The organism is Kitasatospora sp. NBC_01287 (assembly GCF_026340565.1).
In the GTDB taxonomy this organism is placed as follows: domain Bacteria; phylum Actinomycetota; class Actinomycetes; order Streptomycetales; family Streptomycetaceae; genus Kitasatospora.
This window is the reverse complement of record NZ_JAPEPB010000001.1, coordinates 3,100,625-3,120,653: the sequence shown is the minus strand read 5'-3', so window position 1 is coordinate 3,120,653 and position 20,029 is coordinate 3,100,625. Positions and strand designations below refer to the sequence as shown.

The following is a 20,029-nucleotide window of genomic DNA, read 5'->3' as shown; positions in this document are numbered from 1 at the left end:
AGACACAGCGAGGACGCAGTGCACGGGGCCGCCCTATTCCGGTGGTTGTCGTGCCGCTCAACGCGGGTGTGAACCCGATTACGGGTAATCATTCACGGAGAGTTTGATCCTGGCTCAGGACGAACGCTGGCGGCGTGCTTAACACATGCAAGTCGAACGGTGAAGCCCTTCGGGGTGGATCAGTGGCGAACGGGTGAGTAACACGTGGGCAATCTGCCCTGCACTCTGGGACAAGCCCTGGAAACGGGGTCTAATACCGGATATGACCTTCCTCCGCATGGGGGTTGGTGTAAAGCTCCGGCGGTGCAGGATGAGCCCGCGGCCTATCAGCTTGTTGGTGGGGTAATGGCCTACCAAGGCGACGACGGGTAGCCGGCCTGAGAGGGCGACCGGCCACACTGGGACTGAGACACGGCCCAGACTCCTACGGGAGGCAGCAGTGGGGAATATTGCACAATGGGCGAAAGCCTGATGCAGCGACGCCGCGTGAGGGATGACGGCCTTCGGGTTGTAAACCTCTTTCAGCAGGGAAGAAGCGCAAGTGACGGTACCTGCAGAAGAAGCACCGGCTAACTACGTGCCAGCAGCCGCGGTAATACGTAGGGTGCGAGCGTTGTCCGGAATTATTGGGCGTAAAGAGCTCGTAGGCGGCCTGTCGCGTCGGATGTGAAAGCCCGGGGCTTAACCCCGGGTCTGCATTCGATACGGGCAGGCTAGAGTGTGGTAGGGGAGATCGGAATTCCTGGTGTAGCGGTGAAATGCGCAGATATCAGGAGGAACACCGGTGGCGAAGGCGGATCTCTGGGCCATTACTGACGCTGAGGAGCGAAAGCGTGGGGAGCGAACAGGATTAGATACCCTGGTAGTCCACGCCGTAAACGTTGGGAACTAGGTGTTGGCGACATTCCACGTCGTCGGTGCCGCAGCTAACGCATTAAGTTCCCCGCCTGGGGAGTACGGCCGCAAGGCTAAAACTCAAAGGAATTGACGGGGGCCCGCACAAGCAGCGGAGCATGTGGCTTAATTCGACGCAACGCGAAGAACCTTACCAAGGCTTGACATATGCCGGAAACGTCCAGAGATGGGCGCCCCCTTGTGGTCGGTATACAGGTGGTGCATGGTTGTCGTCAGCTCGTGTCGTGAGATGTTGGGTTAAGTCCCGCAACGAGCGCAACCCTTGTTCTGTGTTGCCAGCATGCCTTTCGGGGTGATGGGGACTCACAGGAGACTGCCGGGGTCAACTCGGAGGAAGGTGGGGACGACGTCAAATCATCATGCCCCTTATGTCTTGGGCTGCACACGTGCTACAATGGTCGGTACAAAGGGCTGCGATACCGTGAGGTGGAGCGAATCCCAAAAAGCCGGCCTCAGTTCGGATTGGGGTCTGCAACTCGACCCCATGAAGTTGGAGTTGCTAGTAATCGCAGATCAGCATGCTGCGGTGAATACGTTCCCGGGCCTTGTACACACCGCCCGTCACGTCACGAAAGTCGGTAACACCCGAAGCCGGTGGCCTAACCCTTGGGAGGGAGCCGTCGAAGGTGGGACCAGCGATTGGGACGAAGTCGTAACAAGGTAGCCGTACCGGAAGGTGCGGCTGGATCACCTCCTTTCTAAGGAGCACATGGCCAGATCCGAGCGAATGCCTCGGATTGGTTGCTCATGGGTGGAACGTTGACTATTCGGCACACTGGGTGATGGTTCGTGAGTACTGCTTCGGCGTGGAAAGCGTAACTGTGAGTCTGGTGTGTCGGGCACGTTGTTGGGTCCTGAGGGAACGGCCGTTTGGTCGTCACCTCAGTGCCGGTCCCACGGACACAGTTCCTCGTGTGAGGGGTTGTGTGGGTGGGTGTCTGGTCGTTGTTTGAGAACTGCACAGTGGACGCGAGCATCTGTGGCCAAGTTTTTAAGGGCGCACGGTGGATGCCTTGGCACCAGGAACCGATGAAGGACGTGGGAGGCCGCGATAGGCCCCGGGGAGCTGTCAACCGAGCTTTGATCCGGGGGTGTCCGAATGGGGAAACCCGGCAGTCGTCATGGGCTGTCACCCATACCTGAACACATAGGGTATGTGGAGGGAACGCGGGGAAGTGAAACATCTCAGTACCCGCAGGAAGAGAAAACAACCGTGATTCCGGGAGTAGTGGCGAGCGAAACCGGATGAGGCTAAACCGTAGTGGTGTGAGACCCGGCAGGGGTTGCCACTTCGGGGTCGTGGGAGAGTTCTTCAGTCGTCTGCCGGCGGCTGGGTGAGTCAGAAACCGTATGGATAGTCGAAGGACATGCGAAAGGTCCGGCGTAGAGGGTAAGACCCCCGTAGACGAAATCTGTGCGGCTCACTTGAGCTTTTCCCAAGTAGCACGGAGCCCGAGAAATTCCGTGTGAATCTGGCGGGACCACCCGCTAAGCCTAAATATTCCCTGGTGACCGATAGCGGATAGTACCGTGAGGGAATGGTGAAAAGTACCGCGGGAGCGGAGTGAAATAGTACCTGAAACCGTGTGCCTACAAGCCGTGGGAGCGTCGTTCGTGTCTTCGGACACGGGCCGTGACTGCGTGCCTTTTGAAGAATGAGCCTGCGAGTTTGCGGTGTGTAGCGAGGTTAACCCGTGTGGGGTAGCCGTAGCGAAAGCGAGTCCGAATAGGGCGTTTGAGTTGCATGCCCAAGACCCGAAGCGGAGTGATCTAGCCATGGGCAGGTTGAAGCGCGGGTAAGACCGCGTGGAGGACCGAACCCACCAGGGTTGAAAACCTGGGGGATGACCTGTGGTTAGGGGTGAAAGGCCAATCAAACTCCGTGATAGCTGGTTCTCCCCGAAATGCATTTAGGTGCAGCGTCACGTGTTTCTTGCCGGAGGTAGAGCACTGGATAGGCGATGGGCCTCACCGGGTTACTGACCTTAGCCAAACTCCGAATGCCGGTAAGTGAGAGCGTGGCAGTGAGACTGTGGGGGATAAGCTCCATGGTCGAGAGGGAAACAGCCCAGAACACCGACTAAGGTCCCTAAGCGTGTGCTAAGTGGGAAAGGATGTGGAGTCGCAGAGACAACCAGGAGGTTGGCTTAGAAGCAGCCACCCTTGAAAGAGTGCGTAATAGCTCACTGGTCAAGTGATTCCGCGCCGACAATGTAGCGGGGCTCAAGCACACCACCGAAGTCGTGTCATTCACAGAATACGTCCAACGACGCTGTGGATGGGTAGGGGAGCGTCGTGTTCCGGGTGAAGCGGCCGAGGAATCGAGTCGTGGACGGGATACGAGTGAGAATGCAGGCATGAGTAGCGATACAAGAGTGGGAAACTCTTGCGCCGATTGACCAAGGGTTCCTGGGTCAAGCTGATCTGCCCAGGGTAAGTCGGGACCTAAGGCGAGGCCGACAGGCGTAGTCGATGGACAACGGGTTGATATTCCCGTACCCGCTTTGAAGCGCCAACGTCGAACCTCTGGATGCTAAAGCCGTGAAGCCGGCCTGGAGTCTTCGGACGAAGGGACGTGGTGGAGCCGCTGATCCAACAGGGTAGTAGGTGAGCGATGGGGTGACGCAGGAAGGTAGTCCAGCCCGGGCGGTGGTAGTCCCGGGGTAAGGGTGTAGGCCGAGTGGTAGGCAAATCCGCCACTCATTGAGGCTGAGACCTGATGCCGAGCCGATTGTGGTGAAGTGGATGATCCTATGCTGTCGAGAAAAGCCTCTAGCGAGTTTCATGGCGGCCCGTACCCCAAACCGACTCAGGTGGTCAGGTAGAGAATACCGAGGCGTTCGGGTGAACTATGGTTAAGGAACTCGGCAAAATGCCCCCGTAACTTCGGGAGAAGGGGGGCCATGTCTGGTGAGGAGACTTGCTCTCTGAGCTGGGTGTGGCCGCAGAGACCAGCGAGAAGCGACTGTTTACTAAAAACACAGGTCCGTGCGAAGCCGTAAGGCGATGTATACGGACTGACGCCTGCCCGGTGCTGGAACGTTAAGGGGACCGGTTAGCTCCACTTCGGTGGGGCGAAGCTGAGAACTTAAGCGCCAGTAAACGGCGGTGGTAACTATAACCATCCTAAGGTAGCGAAATTCCTTGTCGGGTAAGTTCCGACCTGCACGAATGGCGTAACGACTTCTCGACTGTCTCAACCATAGGCCCGGTGAAATTGCATTACGAGTAAAGATGCTCGTTTCGCGCAGCAGGACGGAAAGACCCCGGGACCTTTACTATAGCTTGATATTGGTGTTCGGTTCGGCTTGTGTAGGATAGGTGGGAGACTTTGAAGCGGCAACGCCAGTTGTCGTGGAGTCGACGTTGAAATACCACTCTGGTCGTGCTGGATGTCTAACCTGGGTCCGTGATCCGGATCAGGGACAGTGTCTGGTGGGTAGTTTAACTGGGGCGGTTGCCTCCTAAAGAGTAACGGAGGCGCCCAAAGGTTCCCTCAGCCTGGTTGGCAATCAGGTGTTGAGTGTAAGTGCACAAGGGAGCTTGACTGTGAGACCGACGGGTCGAGCAGGTGCGAAAGCAGGGACTAGTGATCCGGCGGTGGCTTGTGGAAGCGCCGTCGCTCAACGGATAAAAGGTACCCCGGGGATAACAGGCTGATCTTCCCCAAGAGTCCATATCGACGGGATGGTTTGGCACCTCGATGTCGGCTCGTCGCATCCTGGGGCTGGAGTAGGTCCCAAGGGTTGGGCTGTTCGCCCATTAAAGCGGTACGCGAGCTGGGTTTAGAACGTCGTGAGACAGTTCGGTCCCTATCCGCTGTGCGCGTAGGAGTGTTGAGAAGGGCTGTCCCTAGTACGAGAGGACCGGGACGGACGAACCTCTGGTGTGCCAGTTGTCCTGCCAAGGGCATGGCTGGTTGGCTACGTTCGGGAGGGATAACCGCTGAAAGCATCTAAGCGGGAAGCCTGCTTCGAGATGAGCACTCCCACCTCCTTGAGAGGGTAAGGCTCCCAGTAGACGACTGGGTTGATAGGCCGGATGTGGAAGCCCAGTAATGGGTGGAGCTGACCGGTACTAATAGGCCGAGGGCTTGTCCTCAGTTGCTCGCGTCCACTGTGTTGTTCTGAAACAACGACCCCACACCGTTGGTCACGGGTGTGGTGCGGCCGATAGTTTCATAGTGTTTCGGTGGTCATAGCGTGAGGGAAACGCCCGGTTACATTCCGAACCCGGAAGCTAAGCCTTACAGCGCCGATGGTACTGCAGGGGGGACCCTGTGGGAGAGTAGGACGCCGCCGAACAATCATTCAGGAGAAGCCCTCAGCCTTTCGGCTGGGGGCTTCTTCGCGTTTGCCCGCCGTTGGATCGGCCCGCGGGTGGCAGGGGGAGGCCGTGAGGCTGAACAGGTGTCCGAGTAGGATCCGATGACCCGAGTCCTGACCCAGGGGTTGATCAACGAATGGCACGTCCATCCCTTACCCGTGCGCACCGGGCGCTGCTTGGCTTGGTAGCGGTCGGCGCCTGCCTGATCTCCGGGATCGGCTTCGCGGGATCGTACTCGGCAGTGCGTGAGTTGGCGCTGCACAAGGGCTTCGGTAACTTCTCCTACGCCTTTCCGATCGGCGTGGACGCCGGCATCGTCGTCCTGCTCGCGCTGGACCTGGTGCTGACCTGGCTCCGCATACCGTTCCCGCTGCTCCGGCAGACGGCCTGGGTGCTCACCGTCGCCACCATCGCCTTCAACGCCGCGGCCTCCTGGGGTGACCCGCTGGGTATGGGCATGCACGCCGTCATTCCCGTGCTCTTCGTCGTGGTCGTCGAGGCCTCGCGGCACGCGGTCGGACGGATCGCGGCGATCTCGGTGGACCGGCACATGGAGTCCGTGCGAATGATGCGCTGGCTCCTGTCCCCGGTGCCGACCTTCCGGCTGTGGCGGCGGATGAAGCTCTGGGAGCTCCGCTCCTACGACGAGGTGGTCCGGCTGGAGCAGAACCGGCTGGTCTACCGCGCGCAACTGCGCTTCCGGTACGGGCGCGGATGGCGGCGGGCGGCGCCGATCCAGGCGCTGCTGCCGCTCAAGCTGGCCAAGTACGGGGTGCCGCTGGACGTGACCCTGCTCGACCGGATCGATCCGCCCGCGGTGCCGGAGGCACTGCCGACCGAAGCGGGGGCCGATCACGGGGCGCCCGAGGGACCGACCGTGTCAGCGGCGGTGGCGGTGCCCGCTCTCGCCAAGCTGGCCGCCGCGCGCTGGCGTGATGGGCAGGGTGGCCAGGACCAGCAGCACGAGGCGGCGGTGATGGAGCCGGTCGAGACTCCGGCGCGACCGGCGCGTTCGATCACGGCGCTGCGTGACATCCGCGCCGGGGCCGGTGACCAGGGAGTCGCTGAGCAGTCCGCCGTGCGGCAGTCCTCGGTGGTGCCGCCGGCCGGTGCCCAGCCGCCGGCCGTCCAACAGTCGGCCGTCCAACAGTCGGTGTTCCAACGGCCCTCGGCCCAACAGCCTTTGGCCCAACAGTCGTTGCTGCAGCAACCGCCGGTCCAGGAGCGGACGGGCCAGCCGCAGGCCGAGGTTGCCGCAGACGACGCGCGCCCCGTTGGCCAGCCGTCGCCGTGGTTCAAGGCGCCGCGCCCGGCGAGTTCCCAGCCGCAGCCGCCGCCGCAGCCGCAGCCGCAGCCGCAGCCGCAGCCGCAGCAGATGCGTGCGGCTCGGCAGCGTGCGGAGGGCCCGGCCGCGGTCCAGGTCCAGTCGCCGCGGCCCGGACCCGTCGCCGAGCCCGCTCCACTGGCCCCCACGCAGGCTGAGGCTCCGTCAGCACCCGTGTCGGAGCGCGTTCCGGTGGAGTCACCGGTGGAGGAGGGCCCGGCGCCCGCCGCCGTCCCGCAGCCCGCTGCGGACAACGTCTTCGTGCCGAGGGTTCCGGTGCCCAACCGGCCGGCTGCCGAGTCGGCGGCCCCGGACCGGCAGGACGTCTCCGAGAACCTGCCGCTGACGGTGGATCTGGCCTTCGACGCGCTGGTCGCCTTTCAGGACGCGTTCGGCCGCGACCCCGACGAGGAGGGGCTGGCCGTCTTCCTCTTCACCCAGTACGGCGTCAGCGGCAAGCAACCGGGCGTTCCGGCGAGCGAGAGCGAGATCCGCCGGATCTGGCCGAAGCTGCGGGACCGCTACGCGACCCTCGGGCGCGAGTAGTCCGCCGGCTGGGCCGCCATTGACGCCCGGCGGCAGCGCGGTTACCTTCACATCAACAAATTGTTGAATGAGTCAGTGTGGAGGAACCCGGATGTCGCAGGTCCAGGTGGGTGGCGGCGCAGCCGATGGAGCGGCGCGGAGCCTGACGTTCTCGGCCTCCGCGCGCGCCGCCGTGGCCGAGCTGCTCGGTCCGGTCGACGCCGAGCTGGCCCGCTACTACCCGGGGGAGTCCGGCAGCCGGCAGCCCGTCCACACCGTCTACGTCCCGGCCGACGCCTTCGCCGCCGGCACCGTGGCGGACTGGGGGCGGCAGGCGCTGGCGGCGCTGGACACCCACGCCGCCACCCCGGCGGAGCTGGCCGAGGCGCTCGGCGTGCCCGCCGACGAGCTGATCACCGAGGTGCACGCCCGGGTCCGGGCCAAGCTCCGGCGCGAGCCGATCGAGGACCTGCGGATCGACTTCGAGGATGGCTACGGCCCGCGCCCGGACGCCGAGGAGGACGCCGAGGCGATCCGCGCGGCCCGCCTGGTCGCCGCCGCCGTGGCCGAGGGTAGCGCCCCGCCGTACATCGGCATCCGGATCAAGTGCATGGAGGCGGCGGTCCGCGACCGCGGCATCCGCACCCTGGAGCTGTTCCTCGCCACCCTGCTGGAGGGCGGCCGCGAGCTTCCCGCCGGCCTGGTGCTGACGCTGCCCAAGGTCACCTACCCGGCGCAGGTCACCGCGCTGGTCCGGCTGCTGGAGGACTTCGAGCGGCGGGCCGGCCTGCGCGCCGGGCGGATCGGCTTCGAGATCCAGATCGAGACCACCCAGGCGATCCTGGGCGCCGACGGCCGGGCCACCGTGGCGCTGCTGATCGAGGCGGCCGAGGGCCGGGCCACCGGCCTGCACTACGGGACCTTCGACTACAGCGCCTCCTGCGGAGTGAGCGCCGCCTACCAGAGCATGGACCACCCGGTGGCCGACCACGCCAAGGCCGTGATGCAGGTGGCCGCCGCCGGTACCGGCGTGCGGCTCTCGGACGGCTCGACCAACGTCATCCCGACCGGTCCGCGCGAGCAGGTCTTCGCCGCCTGGAACCTGCACCACGGGCTGGTCCGGCGCTCGTTGGCCCGCGCCTACTACCAGGGGTGGGACATGCACCCCGCGCACCTGCCGACCCGCTACGCGGCTGTCTACGCGTTCTACCGCGAGGGCCTGGCCGCCGCCGCGTCCCGGCTGGCCGCCTACGTGGCCAAGGCCGGCGGCGACGTGATGGACGAGCCCGCCACCGCCAAGGCGCTGAGCGGATACCTGCTGCGCGGGCTGGACTGCGGCGCGGTCGACCTGGCCGAGGTCACCGAGCTGACCGGCCTGGACCGCGAGCGGCTGGACGAGCTCAGCGGCCGCTGACCCGCTGCCACCGGGTGCTCGGTGGATAGGCTGGCCGGACCGCCCCCGTCCGTCCGCCGACCACCTGGAGAACTGCCACCCCATGCCCCAGCCCGCCGCCAAGCCCACGCTGACCATCCGCGCGGACGGCAGCCACGAAATCGAGGTGAAGCGTTCACGCTTCATCTGCCACCTCGCGCGGGTCGGTGACGAGGAGGCGGCGCAGGAGTTCATCGCGCGGATCAGGAAGCAGTACTGGGACGCCCGGCACAACTGCACGGCCTTCGTGGTCGGTGCGGAGCAGCGCCGCGAACGCTCCAACGACGACGGCGAGCCCGGTGGCACGGCGGGGGTGCCGATGCTCGAGGTACTGCGCCGGCGCGGCGTCACCGACACGGTCGCCGTGGTGACGCGCTACTTCGGCGGGGTGCTGCTGGGAGCCGGTGGCCTGGTCCGCGCGTACGGGGGCGCGGTCTCGGCGGCGCTGGACGAGGTCGGGCTGGCGCAGCGGCACCGGGTCGCGCTGCTGGTGGTCGCGGCCGACCACAGCAGGGCCGGGCGGCTGGAGAACGAGTTGCGGGCGGCCGGTCACTCGGTGCGCGGGCTGCACTACGAGGCGGCCGGTGTGCGGATCGAGGTGGGGGTGCCCGAGGACGCTCTCGCGGCGTTCCACGCCTGGCTCGCCGAGGCCAGTGGCGGTAGCGCGACGGCGGTTGCCGCAGGGCACTTCCACGCGGAGACGCCCTGGTCGGACGCGCCCTGAGCGGGACGGGCCGCCCTGTCCGGCACCGCAGACCGGACAACCGACTCAGTCGCATATTCTTTCGGCCAAAGCCCAGGGAATCGGCCTCTCGCGCGGCTCACGGTCAGTAGCCTGAGATGACCGTCGAGTCACAGGAGCAGATTCCGAGATGGCCGTGATCCGTACCATCAGCCTCGCCCCGGGCGCGAACACCGGTTGGCACTACCACCCGGCCCTCGTGCAAGCCGTCCTGCTCTCCGGGGAGCTGACCCGGGTGCTGGAGGACGGAAGGGTCGAGATCACCCGGCCCGGGCAGTTCCTGACCGAGCTGCCGCAGCAGGTGCACATCGGCTGCAACCACGGCACCGAGCCCGTGGTGATCCTGGCCAACTACCAGGTGGCGGAGGATGGCCCGCTGGCCATCCCGGCCCAGGCGCCGGCCGTGGCGGCGGCGGTGGCCGCCGGGCTCGGGCACCGCCTGGCGGCCCGGCTCAGCAACGCCTGAGGGCTATACACCACGTCGCGCGCGGCACGTCAAGCGAATGCCAATCGACACTCGAACGAATTAACACGGCCCGGATCTGGAACTCCAGCTCCGGGCCGCCGCGTTCTTCCGGCAAGGACTTGGTCGGCCCCCGCCGACCGGAGGCCAGACATCACCCCATCGATGGAGGACCGTCAGACCCCACCTCGCACCACGGAGGCACCACCCATGAGCATCGACCGCACCGCGCCGCCCGAGGCAGCCGCAGCCGACCCCCGTTCCGGCTCCCCCCAGCCGGGCCGTGCCACGCCCTACCGGATGACGGTGACCACCCGTCAGTCCCACGCCGACGCGGTCGCGTTGGCGGACCAGTGTCTGGGCGCCTGGCTCAAGGAGGAGGGGCACGCCGAGCCACCGCCCGTGCCCGAGCCGCCACCCGACCCCGGGCCCGTGATCCCGCCCGGTCCGGCCGCCGGGCCACCGCCGCCCGCCGACCCGCTCCATGACCCGCCGTTCCACGAACCGCCGTTCCACGAACTGCCGCCCGCGCCCGCTCCCGCCGCCGTCCGCCACCGGCTGGGCGACCGGGTCCTGCTCGACCGGGACGACGGCCCGCTACCCGTCCGGTCCCCGGGCGCCCCGCCCGGCCGCTACACCCGCCGCCGCCTGCGCACACCCGCGCCGCACGGCACCCACCAGTTGACCCTCACCGTGGCCACCGAGCGCGGCGGTCCCACCTGGATCCGCCTGGAGGCCGAGCAACTGGCCACCGCTCCGGGCCTGCGGACCCCCAGTGCCGTCCCCGTCCCCGAGCTGGTCCACCGCCTGCTGCCGCTGATCGACGCGCTGGACGGGACGGCGGAGGTCCGTCCGCTGCCCCGGATCATCACTGCCGCCGAGGTCGACACCGTCATCGACGAGCTCTGCGACCCGGCCCGCCGGCTACCGGTCCTGATCGCGAGCGTGCCCGCCGACCTGGATCCGCGTGCCTGGGCAGCCGAGCCGCTGGCCCCGCTGCTGCACAAGGTGGCCGGTCTGGCCGTCAGCTACGTGCTCGATCCCGGTGCCCGGGTCGTCTTCAACACCGCTCTCGAGTTCCACACCGTCTACGGCGGCGCCGTCCGCACCTACCTGCCCGAGGTGGATCCGGCCTCCCGGCGCGACGCCCAGCGGCACCTGGTGCTGCCTCGGCACCGGATCGAGGGCGAGCCCCGGCGGGCGGCCGCGCTGCTGGCGCGCGAGCCGCGCCGACTGGCCGACCTCGCGCCGCTGCCCGAGCCGCTCGCCCGGGTGCCGGTGCTGCGGGTGCGGCCCGCCGAGCCCCCGGGGTCCGGCGCCTGTGCCGGGACCGGCGCGGGCCTGGCCGAGCTGGTCGGCGAGTTGACGCAGGCCCAGCAGGTGGGTGCGGACGAGCTGCAGCGGATCCGGCACCGCTTGCACCGCTCGCACCGGCGTGAGCGCCATCTGCGCGCCGAGAACGAGCTGCAGGGCACCGCGCTGCGCCGGGTCAGTGCCCAGCTGAGGGCGCTCAACAGCCGGCTCTGCCTGCCGGGGGAGAGCTCGCCCGGTCCGGCCGCGCCGCTCGACCGGGCCCCGGGCGACCCGGGCAGCTTCACCGAACTGCTCGACCGGATCGGTGAGTTCCCGCTGCTGAGCTTCACCGGTGACGAGAAGGAGACCCTCGCACTGGACGCGCACACGATCGGTGGCAACTGGGTCCGGCTCACCTGGGACGGTCTGACGGCCCTGCAGGAGTACGCCACCGTCGCCGTGCACGGCGCGGCCGGCGGGGATTTCAAGCAGTGGTGCGAGCACGCGCCGGTCGGTGGCAGCCATTTCCCGCCGCGCAAGGCGGTGCGCAACGAGTCCCGGACGGTCTGCAGTCACAGCAAGATGCGCCGGGAGCGGATGTTCGCCGTGCCGGCCTCGGTGGACCCGAGCGGCCGTGCCTTCATGGGCGCCCACCTGCGGATCGGCGGCGGCCGCACCGCCCCCCGGCTGCACTACCTGGACGACTGCTCGGGCAGCGGGCGGATCTACGTCGGCTACATCGGCATGCACCTCACCAACACCATGACCAACTGACCCCTGATCGGCTGCCGCCGCGCGCGGCTGACCACCCGTCAATCCATCGAGACCGAAAGGCCACACGTCCACCACCGACCCCCCGTACGGTGGACAATGCTCTCGGGGGGTATACCGCCATCGCGCGCATGCCCGGCCAGCGCAGTGCCCGGCCACCGAAGAAGCGCCGGACGAGCATGGGGGCGGACCGCCGATGCAGGATTCGACCAAGCGTCAATCGGCGGTCGAGGGTGCCTTCGGCCGCCGGGCCGGCTTTCTGGCCTCGGTGTTCGGCGGTTCGACGTTCGGCGGTTCGACCGATGGCCCCGACCAGGTGACGCCGACCGCGTTCCAGCCCGCCGGCGCGAGCGCGGCCGGCCCGTCCCGGATCGATTGGCCGGACGGCGGCCCCCACAGCTCCGCCGACACCGACGCCGACACCGAACCCGACACCGACGGCCACCAGGCCGGCGAGGCCGGTGCGGAGCCCGATGGCCATGATCCCGCCGTGGCCGCGCTCGGCCGTGCCGCGGAGCTGACGCACCACCGGACGGCCACCGTCCGCGCCGAGCAGCAGCGGCTGGCCGGGTTGCTGGCCCGGCTCGCGCTGCCGGTCAGCGCGATGGACTTCGAGAGCCAGCGGCGCAACTACGAGCCGCGCCCTTACCCCGAGGGCCCGTCAGCGGGAGCGGGCACCCGCGAGCCGCGCTGGACGGACTTCGAGCCGGCCGCCTCGGCGGTCCAGGAGCCGGGCTCGAACGGGTCCAGCCGCCTGCTGGACTCCGGCTACCAGCGCGAGCTGGCGCAGGCCCGGCTGGCCCACCAGCGCGCGCTGCGCCAATGGCGGACCGAGCGGGCCGTCGCCGCGGACCCGGCCGAGGCGGCCGCCCGGCTCGCCCACGAGGAGGCCGAGCAGGGCAGGGCGCGCGCGGTGCGGGAGTACAACGACAGCCTGGAGGAGTGCCGTCGCGCCTACCGGGAGGGCGAGCCGGCCGCGGTCGAGTCGCTGCTGGAGCGCGCCCTGGCCGCCGCCGAGGCGGCCACCCCCGAGTTGCCCGCCGCCTGCCGGGCCGTGTTCCGGCCGCTCACCCGCACCGCCGTGCTCGACCTCGACCTGCCCCCGCTCGGCCTGGTCCCCTCGCTGGACGGTTACCGGTTGACCGCCGAGGGCGAGATCAGCCCGGTGCCGCGCCCGCCCGCCGACCGCGCCGCCGACTATCTGCGCCTGGTCGCCAGGCTGGCCCTGCGCGCCCTGCAGGCCGCCGACGCGGTGGACACCGACGGCATGCTGGCCGGGGTGGTGCTCAACGGCTGGCTGCGCGAGCCCGAAGCGACCTGCCTGCTCACCGTGGACGCCGACCGCGACGCGCTGGCCCGCACCCGGCTGGTGGAGCCGGTCGCACCGGACGAGGAGGAGGCCGACCCCGGGGTCTACGCGGCCGCCGAGCAGGACGAGGCGCTGGTGCGACTGCGTGGGCTGGGCGCGGCGGTGAGCCCGGACCCGTACGCCAGGGCCGAGGTGCGCCCGTGCGCCACGGCGGGTGCGGCGGTGCCGGCGGTGGCCGACCTGTCGCCGGGCGAGTTCGCGGTGCTGGTCCGCGAGGTGCTCACCAGGGGCGGCCTGCGCGACTGGAGCGTGCGGCTGCGCGGCCATTCCGGCCTGGTCGCCACCGGCACCGGTGCCCCGGGCAGCGCGCTGCCCGGGCGCTGGGTGGTCTGCGCCTCGCGCCGCCCCGGGCAGGTCGGCGCCACCGAGGTGCGCACGCTGGCGGAGGCGGTCGCCGAGGAGTCGGCCGGCCACGGACTCTGGCTCAGCACCGGCGGCTTCACCGAGGAGGCGCTCGACCTGACCGACACCGCCGAGTACCGGCAGATCCACCTCGCCGACGGCGAGGGCTTCCGCGCACTGGCCGAGACCCACCTCGGGCTGCCGCTGGCGACCGGAACGGTTTAGGTCCGGACAGGACCTGGCGCACCCGCCGCCACGGCCACGGCCACCGGCGTCGTGGCGGGCGGCGCGGGCGGGGCGGGCGGGGCGAAAGCCCGGCGGTCACCCGCTCACCCGCTCACCCAGGCGGCGGACCCGGCGGGCGCGGTGCTGGGCCCCGGACCAGGCTGGGCGGGAAAGGCGCACGGCCCAGGCGGGCGGGAGGAATGGGATGACCGCCGTACTCGTCGCCGCCGGGGCCTTCCTCATGACGCTGATCGGCGGCTACGTCGCCCAGCGCACGGGGGACCGGCGGCATCTGGTGCTCGGCTTCGCGGCCGGGCTGATGCTCGGTGTGGTCGCCTTCGACCTGCTGCCGGAGGCGCTCACCGAGGCGCCTGAGGAGCTGTACGGGGTGCCGCGGGCGCTGCTGATGTTCGCCGCCGGATTCCTGGCCATCCATTGCGTCGAGCGGTCGGTGGCGATCCACCGGGCGCACGAGGGCGAGTACGGGCCGCACACCCACGCGCACGGCCACGCGCACCCGCACGGCCACGGGAAGGCCAGGTCCGAGGGCATCGGGCTGACCGCGGCCGGGGCGCTGGTGGGGCACAGCCTGATGGACGGCTTCGCGATCGGTGCCGCCTTCCAGGCCGGCGGCACGGTCGGCACCGTGGTCGCGATCGCGGTGGTGGCCCACGACTTCGCGGACGGGTTCAACACCTACACGGTCACCCGGCTGTACGGGAACAACCGGCGCCGGGCGCTGACCCTGCTGTTCGCGGACGCGCTGGCCCCGGTCACCGGGGCGGCGATCACCCTGGCCTTCACCATCCCGGAGCATGTGCTCGGCCTCTACCTGGGCTTCTTCGCCGGGTTCCTGCTCTACCTGGCGACCTCCGACATCCTGCCCGAGGCCCACAGCCCGCACCCCTCGCGCTCGACGCTGCTCTGCACGCTGATCGGGGTCGGCTTCATGTGGCTGGTGATCGGCCTGGCCGGCTGAGGGCCGGGCCGGGGCGCCGTCCGTCCGCCGCACCGGCTCGGTCGGGCTCGTGCGCCGTCCGGTCGGGTGCGGCAGCGCTCCGGTCCGGTTCGTCCGCGGCGTGGCGGATCGGCCAGTGGCGGCGCAGCGCGTCCAGGGCGGCGGTGATCGCGGGGCGGCGCGAGGCCTGGGTGCGCCAGAGGGTGAAGACCCGGCGGGTCGGCTCCGGCAGCACCGGGCGGGCGACCACGCCGGCCGGCAGCGGGCCGCGCCCGAGCCGGGGGACCAGGCCGACCCCGAGGCCCGCAGCGATCAGCGCGATCTGGGTCTCGAACTCGCCGACCTGGTAGAGCACGTCGGGCTCCTCGCCGACCTCACGCATGGTGCGCACCAGCCAGTCGTGGCAGATGTTGCCCGGCGGCACGCTGGTCCAGCGCTGCCCGGACAGGTCGGCCACCGGCACCACGGTGAGCGCGGCGAGCGGGTGCTCCGCGCGCAGCACCAGGTCGACCGGGTCCAGGCCCAGGCTCTGCCGGGAGAGGCCCTCGGGGACCGGCAGCGGGACGGAGGGCCAGTCCTGCACCAGGGCCAGGTCCACCTCGCCGCGCGCCACCAGCTCGGTGGCCAGGTAGGGGTCGGTCTCCAGCACCCGGACCTCCAGCTCCGGGCAGGTCCTGGTCAGTTCGGCCAGCGCGCCGGGGAGCAGCCCGCGCGCACCGGTGGCGAAGGCGGCCACCCGCAGCTGGCCGACCGCCTGGCCGCGCTGGTGCTCCAGGGTCACCTCGGCCTGCTCGACCAGCGCGAGCACCCGCTGCGCGGTGGCTGCCAGTTCCTGGGCCGCGTCGGTCAGCACCACACCGCGGCCCTGGCGCTCCAGCAGCACGGTGCGGGTCTCGCGCTCCAGCTTGGAGATCTGCTGGGAGATGGCCGAGGAGGTGAAGCCGAGCGAGGCCGCGGCCTTGCCGACCGAGCCGTGCACCGCGACCGCGTGCAGGGCGCGCAGCCGTCCGAGATCAAGCATGGTCCGATTATGGGCCACTGATTAGCAGAGATGAAGAGTTCGCTTCAGTATTCTTCGCTGGTGCTGAAGAGTGTGGGTGGCGCATCCTCGGGACATGTCCGCCACACCCCGTCGCGCCGGTGCCGCCGGCGCCATGAGCCCCCGTCACATCGCCCTGGCCGTGCTGGTCGCCGCCGTCTGGGGGGTGAACTTCGTGGTGATCGACGTCGGCCTGAAGGACTTCCCGCCGCTGCTCTTCTGCGCACTGCGGTTCACCGTGGTGGCGCTGCCCGCGGTCTTCTTCGTCGGGCCGCCGCGGGTGGCCTGGCGGTGGGTCCTGGCGGTGGGTCTCGTGCTCGGGGTGCTGAAGTTCGGCACGCTCTTCCTCGGCATGCACGCCGGAATGCCGGCCGGGCTCTCCTCGCTGGTGCTGCAGAGCCAGGCGGTCTTCACCGCGGGCTTCGCGGCCGGCCTGCTCCGCGAGCGCCCGGCCCGGCAGCGGATCGCCGGACTGGCGATCGCGGGTGCCGGCATCGCACTGGCCGCCGTGGACAGCGGCGCGGGCGGGCCGGTCAAGGCCTTCGCCCTGGTCATCGCGGCGGGCGTGTTCTGGGGGCTGTCCAACGTGCTGACCCGCAAGGCCGCGCCGCCCGACCTGCTGCGCTGGATGGTCTGGGTGAGCGCGGTGCCGCCGCTGCCGCTGCTCGCCCTCTCGCTGCTGGTCGAGGGGCCGCACGCCGACCTGCGCGCGATGGTCTCGATCACGCCGGTGGGCGTGGGCGCGGTCTGCTTCGTGGGCCTGCTCTCCACCCTCTTCGGCTTCGGCGCCTGGGGCTTCCTGCTGCGCAGCTACGACGCGAGCGCGGTGGCGCCGTACTCGTTGCTGGTCCCGCTCTTCGGGATGACCTCGGCCTGGCTGCTGCTGGGTGAGGCGATCACCCCGATGGCCGGTGGCGCGGCGCTGCTGGTGATCGCCGGGATCGGGCTCAGCGCGCTGCGGCCCGGGGCACCGGCGCGGTTGGCCGCCCACCTGGGACGGCGCACGCGCCGGGACGGTGCGGCGGTGCCGGCCGCAGCGCCGCAGGCGCCTGGCGCGGTGCAGGCCACGGCTGAGCCGCTTCCGGTCAGGCCGGTGCCGGCGGCCGCTGCGCCGCTTCCGCGGCCCTGAGCACGCGCAGCATCACCACGACGTCCGCCGGGTCGGCGTCCCGGAAGTAGTCCTCGGCGACCTCCTGGCGGACCCGCGCGACCCGCTCCACCGCCGCCCGCCCGGCGGCGGTCAGCACCAGGCCCACCGAGCGCCGGTCCACCGGGTCGGGCACCCGCTCGACCAGGGCGGCCTGCTCCAGTGCGTCCACCACCGTGGTGGCCGAGCGCGGGGCCACGTTCAGCCGGTCGGCGAGCTCGCTCAGCCGCATCGCGCGACCGGGGGTCTCGCAGCGCGCGGCGTGGGCGAGCACCCGCAGGGCGCGGCCCTGGCCGGGGGTCAGGCCGTAGGGCTCGAGCCGGTCCATGGTGCGGTGCCGGATCCGCTTCATCGCCCGGGTCAGCTCGTCGGCCAGCTCGGCGGCACCGTCCGGGGACGGGTTGTCCGCTGAGGGGCTGTCCTGGGAGCCGTCGTCCGGGGCGGAGCTGCCTGAGGCCGAGACGTCCGCAGCCGAGGTGCCGGTGGTGACGGATCCGGTGGGCGAACTGGTCATGCGGGGGCTCCTCGGCGCGGGAAGTGGGCCCAGGGTAGCGCCCGGCGCGGGTAGCGAGCCAGCCACACGGTGAGCCAGGCTCAGTATCTCGCTGAGGCGCTCCGGGCCGGGGCCCGGTTCAGCCCGTCCTCGCGTCGTCCCGGACGTCCTCGCGCGGCAGCCACCGGGCCAGCGCCCAGAGCACCAGGGCGGCGAGGCACCACCCGGCCAGCACGTCCAGGAACCAGTGGTAGACCGACCAGATCAGCCCGAGCCCCACCGCGAGGCCGAGCAGCCCGGTCACCGCGTAGAGACGCCGCCGGGCGGCGAGCGGCCAGGTGCGGCCGAGCAGCAGCGCCCCGACCCCGTAGCTGACGCAGGCGGTGGTGGTGTGCCCGGACGGGTACCAGCCCCAGGAGCCAGGGGCGAGCGGCTGCCCGAGCGGCCCGGGACGGGCGAAGTAGTCCTTGGCGGGCACCACCAGCAGCGGGATCAGCAGCGCCGCGAGTGGAGCCACCAGCAGCGGCAGCCACCAGCGCCGCAGCCCGGCCCGCCGGGAGCGCCAGGCGGCCAGTGCCCCCGCGCCCAGCAGCACCGGGATCGCCGGCACCGTGCTGCCGAGGTCGGAGAGGAGGTGGCCGAGCCAGTCCAGCAGGCCGCTGTGCAGTGCGTCCCGCACCTCTCCGACCCAGTGGCGCACCCAGCGGTCCAGGCCGAGCAGCGGCCCCGTGACCCCGACCTGCCAGGAGACCAGGGCCAGCGCCAGGACGAGCGGCAACGGCGTCAGCAGGCTGTCGCGCGCGCGGGCCAGCGGGTGTGCCGGGACGGCGAGGAGCCGCCCCGGAGCGGGGGGGAGTGCCCCGGGGCGGCTGGGGTGATCGCCGCTCCGCGCGCCCCGGGGGGTGTGGGCCGGACGGCCGGTCGATCGGTCCTGTGGCGGCGCCGATGAGGGCGCCTGGTTGTCCTCGCGGGTCGGCTGGCCGACCGCTGGATGAGGCTCGCTGTCCATCTGTCATGACACTACGTCAAGCCGATTCCCAGCGGGCCGACCCTGGCCGGGTTCGCACAGCATCTTCACCGCTGGCAGGGCAACCTCCACGCCTGCCCGATCGTCTGTGCGCCCGGTCCTGGAGCGGACCGGGCGCACAGAGAGGATCGGACGGCGACGGGAGGGTCGACGGCGACGGGAGAGATCGGACGGCGACGGGAGGGTCGACGGCGACCGTTCGGTCGCCTCCGGCTCAGACGCCAGCGGTGGCACCCTGCAGCGTGAAGGCGCCCTCGATGATGTCCAGGCCCTCGGTCAGCAGGTGCTCGGGGATCACCAGCGGCGGCAGGAAGCGCAGCACGTTGCCGTAGGTGCCGGCGGTCAGCACCACCAGACCCTCGGTGTGGCACGCCTTCGCCACGGCGGCGGTGAACTCCGGGTTCGGCTCCTTGGAGCCCGGCTTGACCAGCTCGATGGCGATCATGGCACCGCGCCCGCGCACCTCGCCGATCACGTCGAACTTCTCCTGCATCGTCCGCAGGCGGCCCAGCATGACCTCGCCGATCCGCTGCGCCTTCGCGTTCAGGTCCAGCGTCCGCATGGTCTCGATCGAGCCCAGCGCGGCCGCGCAGGCCACCGGGTTGCCGCCGTAGGTGCCGCCCAGGCCGCCCGCGTGCGCGGCGTCCATGATCTCGGCGCGGCCGGTCACGGCGGCCAGCGGCAGACCGCCGGCGATGCCCTTGGCGGTGGTGATCAGGTCCGGGACGATGCCCTCGTCCTCACAGGCGAACCACTGGCCGGTCCGGCAGAAGCCGGTCTGGATCTCGTCCGCGACGAAGACGATCCCGTTGGCCTTCGCGTACTCCACGATGGCCGGCATGAAGCCCTTGGCCGGCTCGATGAAGCCGCCCTCGCCCTGGATCGGCTCGATGATGATCGCCGCCACGTTCTCGGCGCCGATCTGCTTGTTGATCAGGTCGATCGCCTGCGCGGCCGCCTCGGCGGCGCAGTTCTCCGCACCGGTCAGCCAGCGGTACGGGTAGGCCACCGGCACCCGGTAGATCTCCGGCGCGAACGGACCGAAGCCCTGCTTGTAGGGCATGTTCTTCGCGGTCAGGCCCATGGTCAGGTTGGTGCGGCCGTGGTAGCCGTGGTCGAAGACCACGACGGCGGTGCGCTTGGTGTAGGCACGAGCGATCTTGACCGCGTTCTCCACAGCCTCGGCGCCCGAGTTGAACAGCGCGGTGCGCTTCTCGTGGTCGCCCGGGGTGAGGTCGTTGAGCTGCTCGGCGACGGCGACGTAGCCCTCGTACGGGGTCACCATGAAGCAGGTGTGGGTGAACGCGGCCAGCTGCTCGCTCGCCCGGGAGACCACGGCCTCGGCGCTGTTGCCCACGTTGGTCACGGCGATGCCGGAGCCGAAGTCGATGAGGCTGTTCCCGTCCACGTCCTCCAGCACGCCGCCGCCGGCGCGCGACACGTACACGGGCAGGGTCGTCCCGACGCCCGCCGCCACCGCGCTCAGCTTGCGGGCCTGCAGCTCCTGCGACTTCGGGCCGGGGATCGCGGTGACCAGGCGGCGCTCCTGCGGGAGCTGCGCTGCGGCGCTCATAGGGGTATCTCCAGTCGGCTCGGCTTGTTCTGACACGTTCTTCTCGGTTCCTCGCAGGCTACGAC

The 20,029-nt window shown here is 69.9% G+C and carries 12 protein-coding genes and 3 rRNA genes; 11 read left to right on the top strand and 4 right to left on the bottom strand.

The window, feature by feature from the left end:
- The first annotated feature begins 91 nt into the window (after positions 1-91).
- The 10 genes from OG455_RS13035 (at position 92) to OG455_RS12990 (ending at position 14,706) form a co-directional block, all read left to right on the top strand.
- Positions 92-1,613, top strand: a 16S ribosomal RNA gene (locus tag OG455_RS13035).
- Between the two features lie 283 nt (positions 1,614-1,896).
- Positions 1,897-5,016 (top strand): 23S ribosomal RNA (locus OG455_RS13030).
- Positions 5,017-5,102: 86 nt separating this feature from the next.
- A 5S ribosomal RNA gene (gene rrf / locus OG455_RS13025) occupies positions 5,103-5,219 on the top strand.
- Together the 16S, 23S and 5S rRNA genes form the textbook arrangement of a ribosomal RNA operon.
- A 158-nt stretch (positions 5,220-5,377) precedes the next feature.
- On the top strand, positions 5,378-7,111 hold the full coding sequence (locus tag OG455_RS13020; RefSeq protein WP_266293273.1) for a DUF2637 domain-containing protein: 1,734 nt from the start codon (positions 5,378-5,380) through the stop codon (positions 7,109-7,111).
- Positions 7,112-7,202: 91 nt separating this feature from the next.
- Positions 7,203-8,504 (top strand): aldolase/citrate lyase family protein, encoded by a 1,302-nt coding sequence (locus OG455_RS13015; RefSeq protein WP_266293271.1) that lies wholly within the window; start codon positions 7,203-7,205, stop codon positions 8,502-8,504.
- Between the two features lie 82 nt (positions 8,505-8,586).
- On the top strand, positions 8,587-9,246 hold the full coding sequence (locus OG455_RS13010) for a YigZ family protein (protein WP_266293269.1): 660 nt from the start codon (positions 8,587-8,589) through the stop codon (positions 9,244-9,246).
- Positions 9,247-9,394: 148 nt separating this feature from the next.
- On the top strand, positions 9,395-9,730 hold the full coding sequence (locus OG455_RS13005; protein ID WP_266293267.1) for a cupin domain-containing protein: 336 nt from the start codon (positions 9,395-9,397) through the stop codon (positions 9,728-9,730).
- Between the two features lie 207 nt (positions 9,731-9,937).
- Entirely contained in the window at positions 9,938-11,794 is a 1,857-nt protein-coding gene (locus tag OG455_RS13000) for a hypothetical protein (protein ID WP_266293265.1), read from the top strand.
- Between the two features lie 193 nt (positions 11,795-11,987).
- Entirely contained in the window at positions 11,988-13,727 is a 1,740-nt protein-coding gene (locus tag OG455_RS12995; RefSeq protein WP_266293263.1) for a restriction endonuclease, read from the top strand.
- Between the two features lie 205 nt (positions 13,728-13,932).
- Complete coding sequence (locus tag OG455_RS12990; protein WP_266293261.1) at positions 13,933-14,706, top strand: ZIP family metal transporter; 774 nt, start codon at positions 13,933-13,935, stop codon at positions 14,704-14,706.
- Here OG455_RS12990 and OG455_RS12985 read toward each other — a convergent pair.
- On the bottom strand, positions 14,675-15,706 hold the full coding sequence (locus tag OG455_RS12985; RefSeq protein ID WP_266293259.1) for a LysR family transcriptional regulator: 1,032 nt from the start codon (positions 15,704-15,706) through the stop codon (positions 14,675-14,677). The genes OG455_RS12990 and OG455_RS12985 overlap by 32 nt on opposite strands.
- Before the next feature lie 133 nt (positions 15,707-15,839).
- Between OG455_RS12985 and OG455_RS12980 the strand changes: the two genes are divergently transcribed.
- A complete protein-coding gene (locus OG455_RS12980) occupies positions 15,840-16,853 on the top strand; it encodes an EamA family transporter (RefSeq protein ID WP_266300753.1) in 1,014 nt (337 codons plus the stop codon).
- On the opposite strand, the gene OG455_RS12975 is transcribed toward OG455_RS12980, so the two are convergent.
- The 3 genes from OG455_RS12975 to gabT form a co-directional block, all read right to left on the bottom strand.
- Positions 16,810-17,385 (bottom strand): MarR family winged helix-turn-helix transcriptional regulator, encoded by a 576-nt coding sequence (locus OG455_RS12975; RefSeq protein ID WP_266293257.1) that lies wholly within the window; start codon positions 17,383-17,385, stop codon positions 16,810-16,812. The two genes, OG455_RS12980 and OG455_RS12975, sit on opposite strands and share 44 nt — an antisense overlap.
- Before the next feature lie 118 nt (positions 17,386-17,503).
- Positions 17,504-18,142: a phosphatase PAP2 family protein gene (locus OG455_RS12970; protein ID WP_266293255.1), complete on the bottom strand. Its 639-nt coding sequence runs from the start codon at positions 18,140-18,142 to the stop codon at positions 17,504-17,506.
- Positions 18,143-18,605: 463 nt separating this feature from the next.
- Positions 18,606-19,964 carry a 4-aminobutyrate--2-oxoglutarate transaminase gene (gene gabT / locus OG455_RS12965; protein ID WP_266293253.1) on the bottom strand — a complete coding sequence of 453 codons (1,359 nt, stop codon included), beginning with the start codon at positions 19,962-19,964 and terminating at the stop codon, positions 18,606-18,608.
- Between the last annotated feature and the right edge of the window lie 65 nt (positions 19,965-20,029).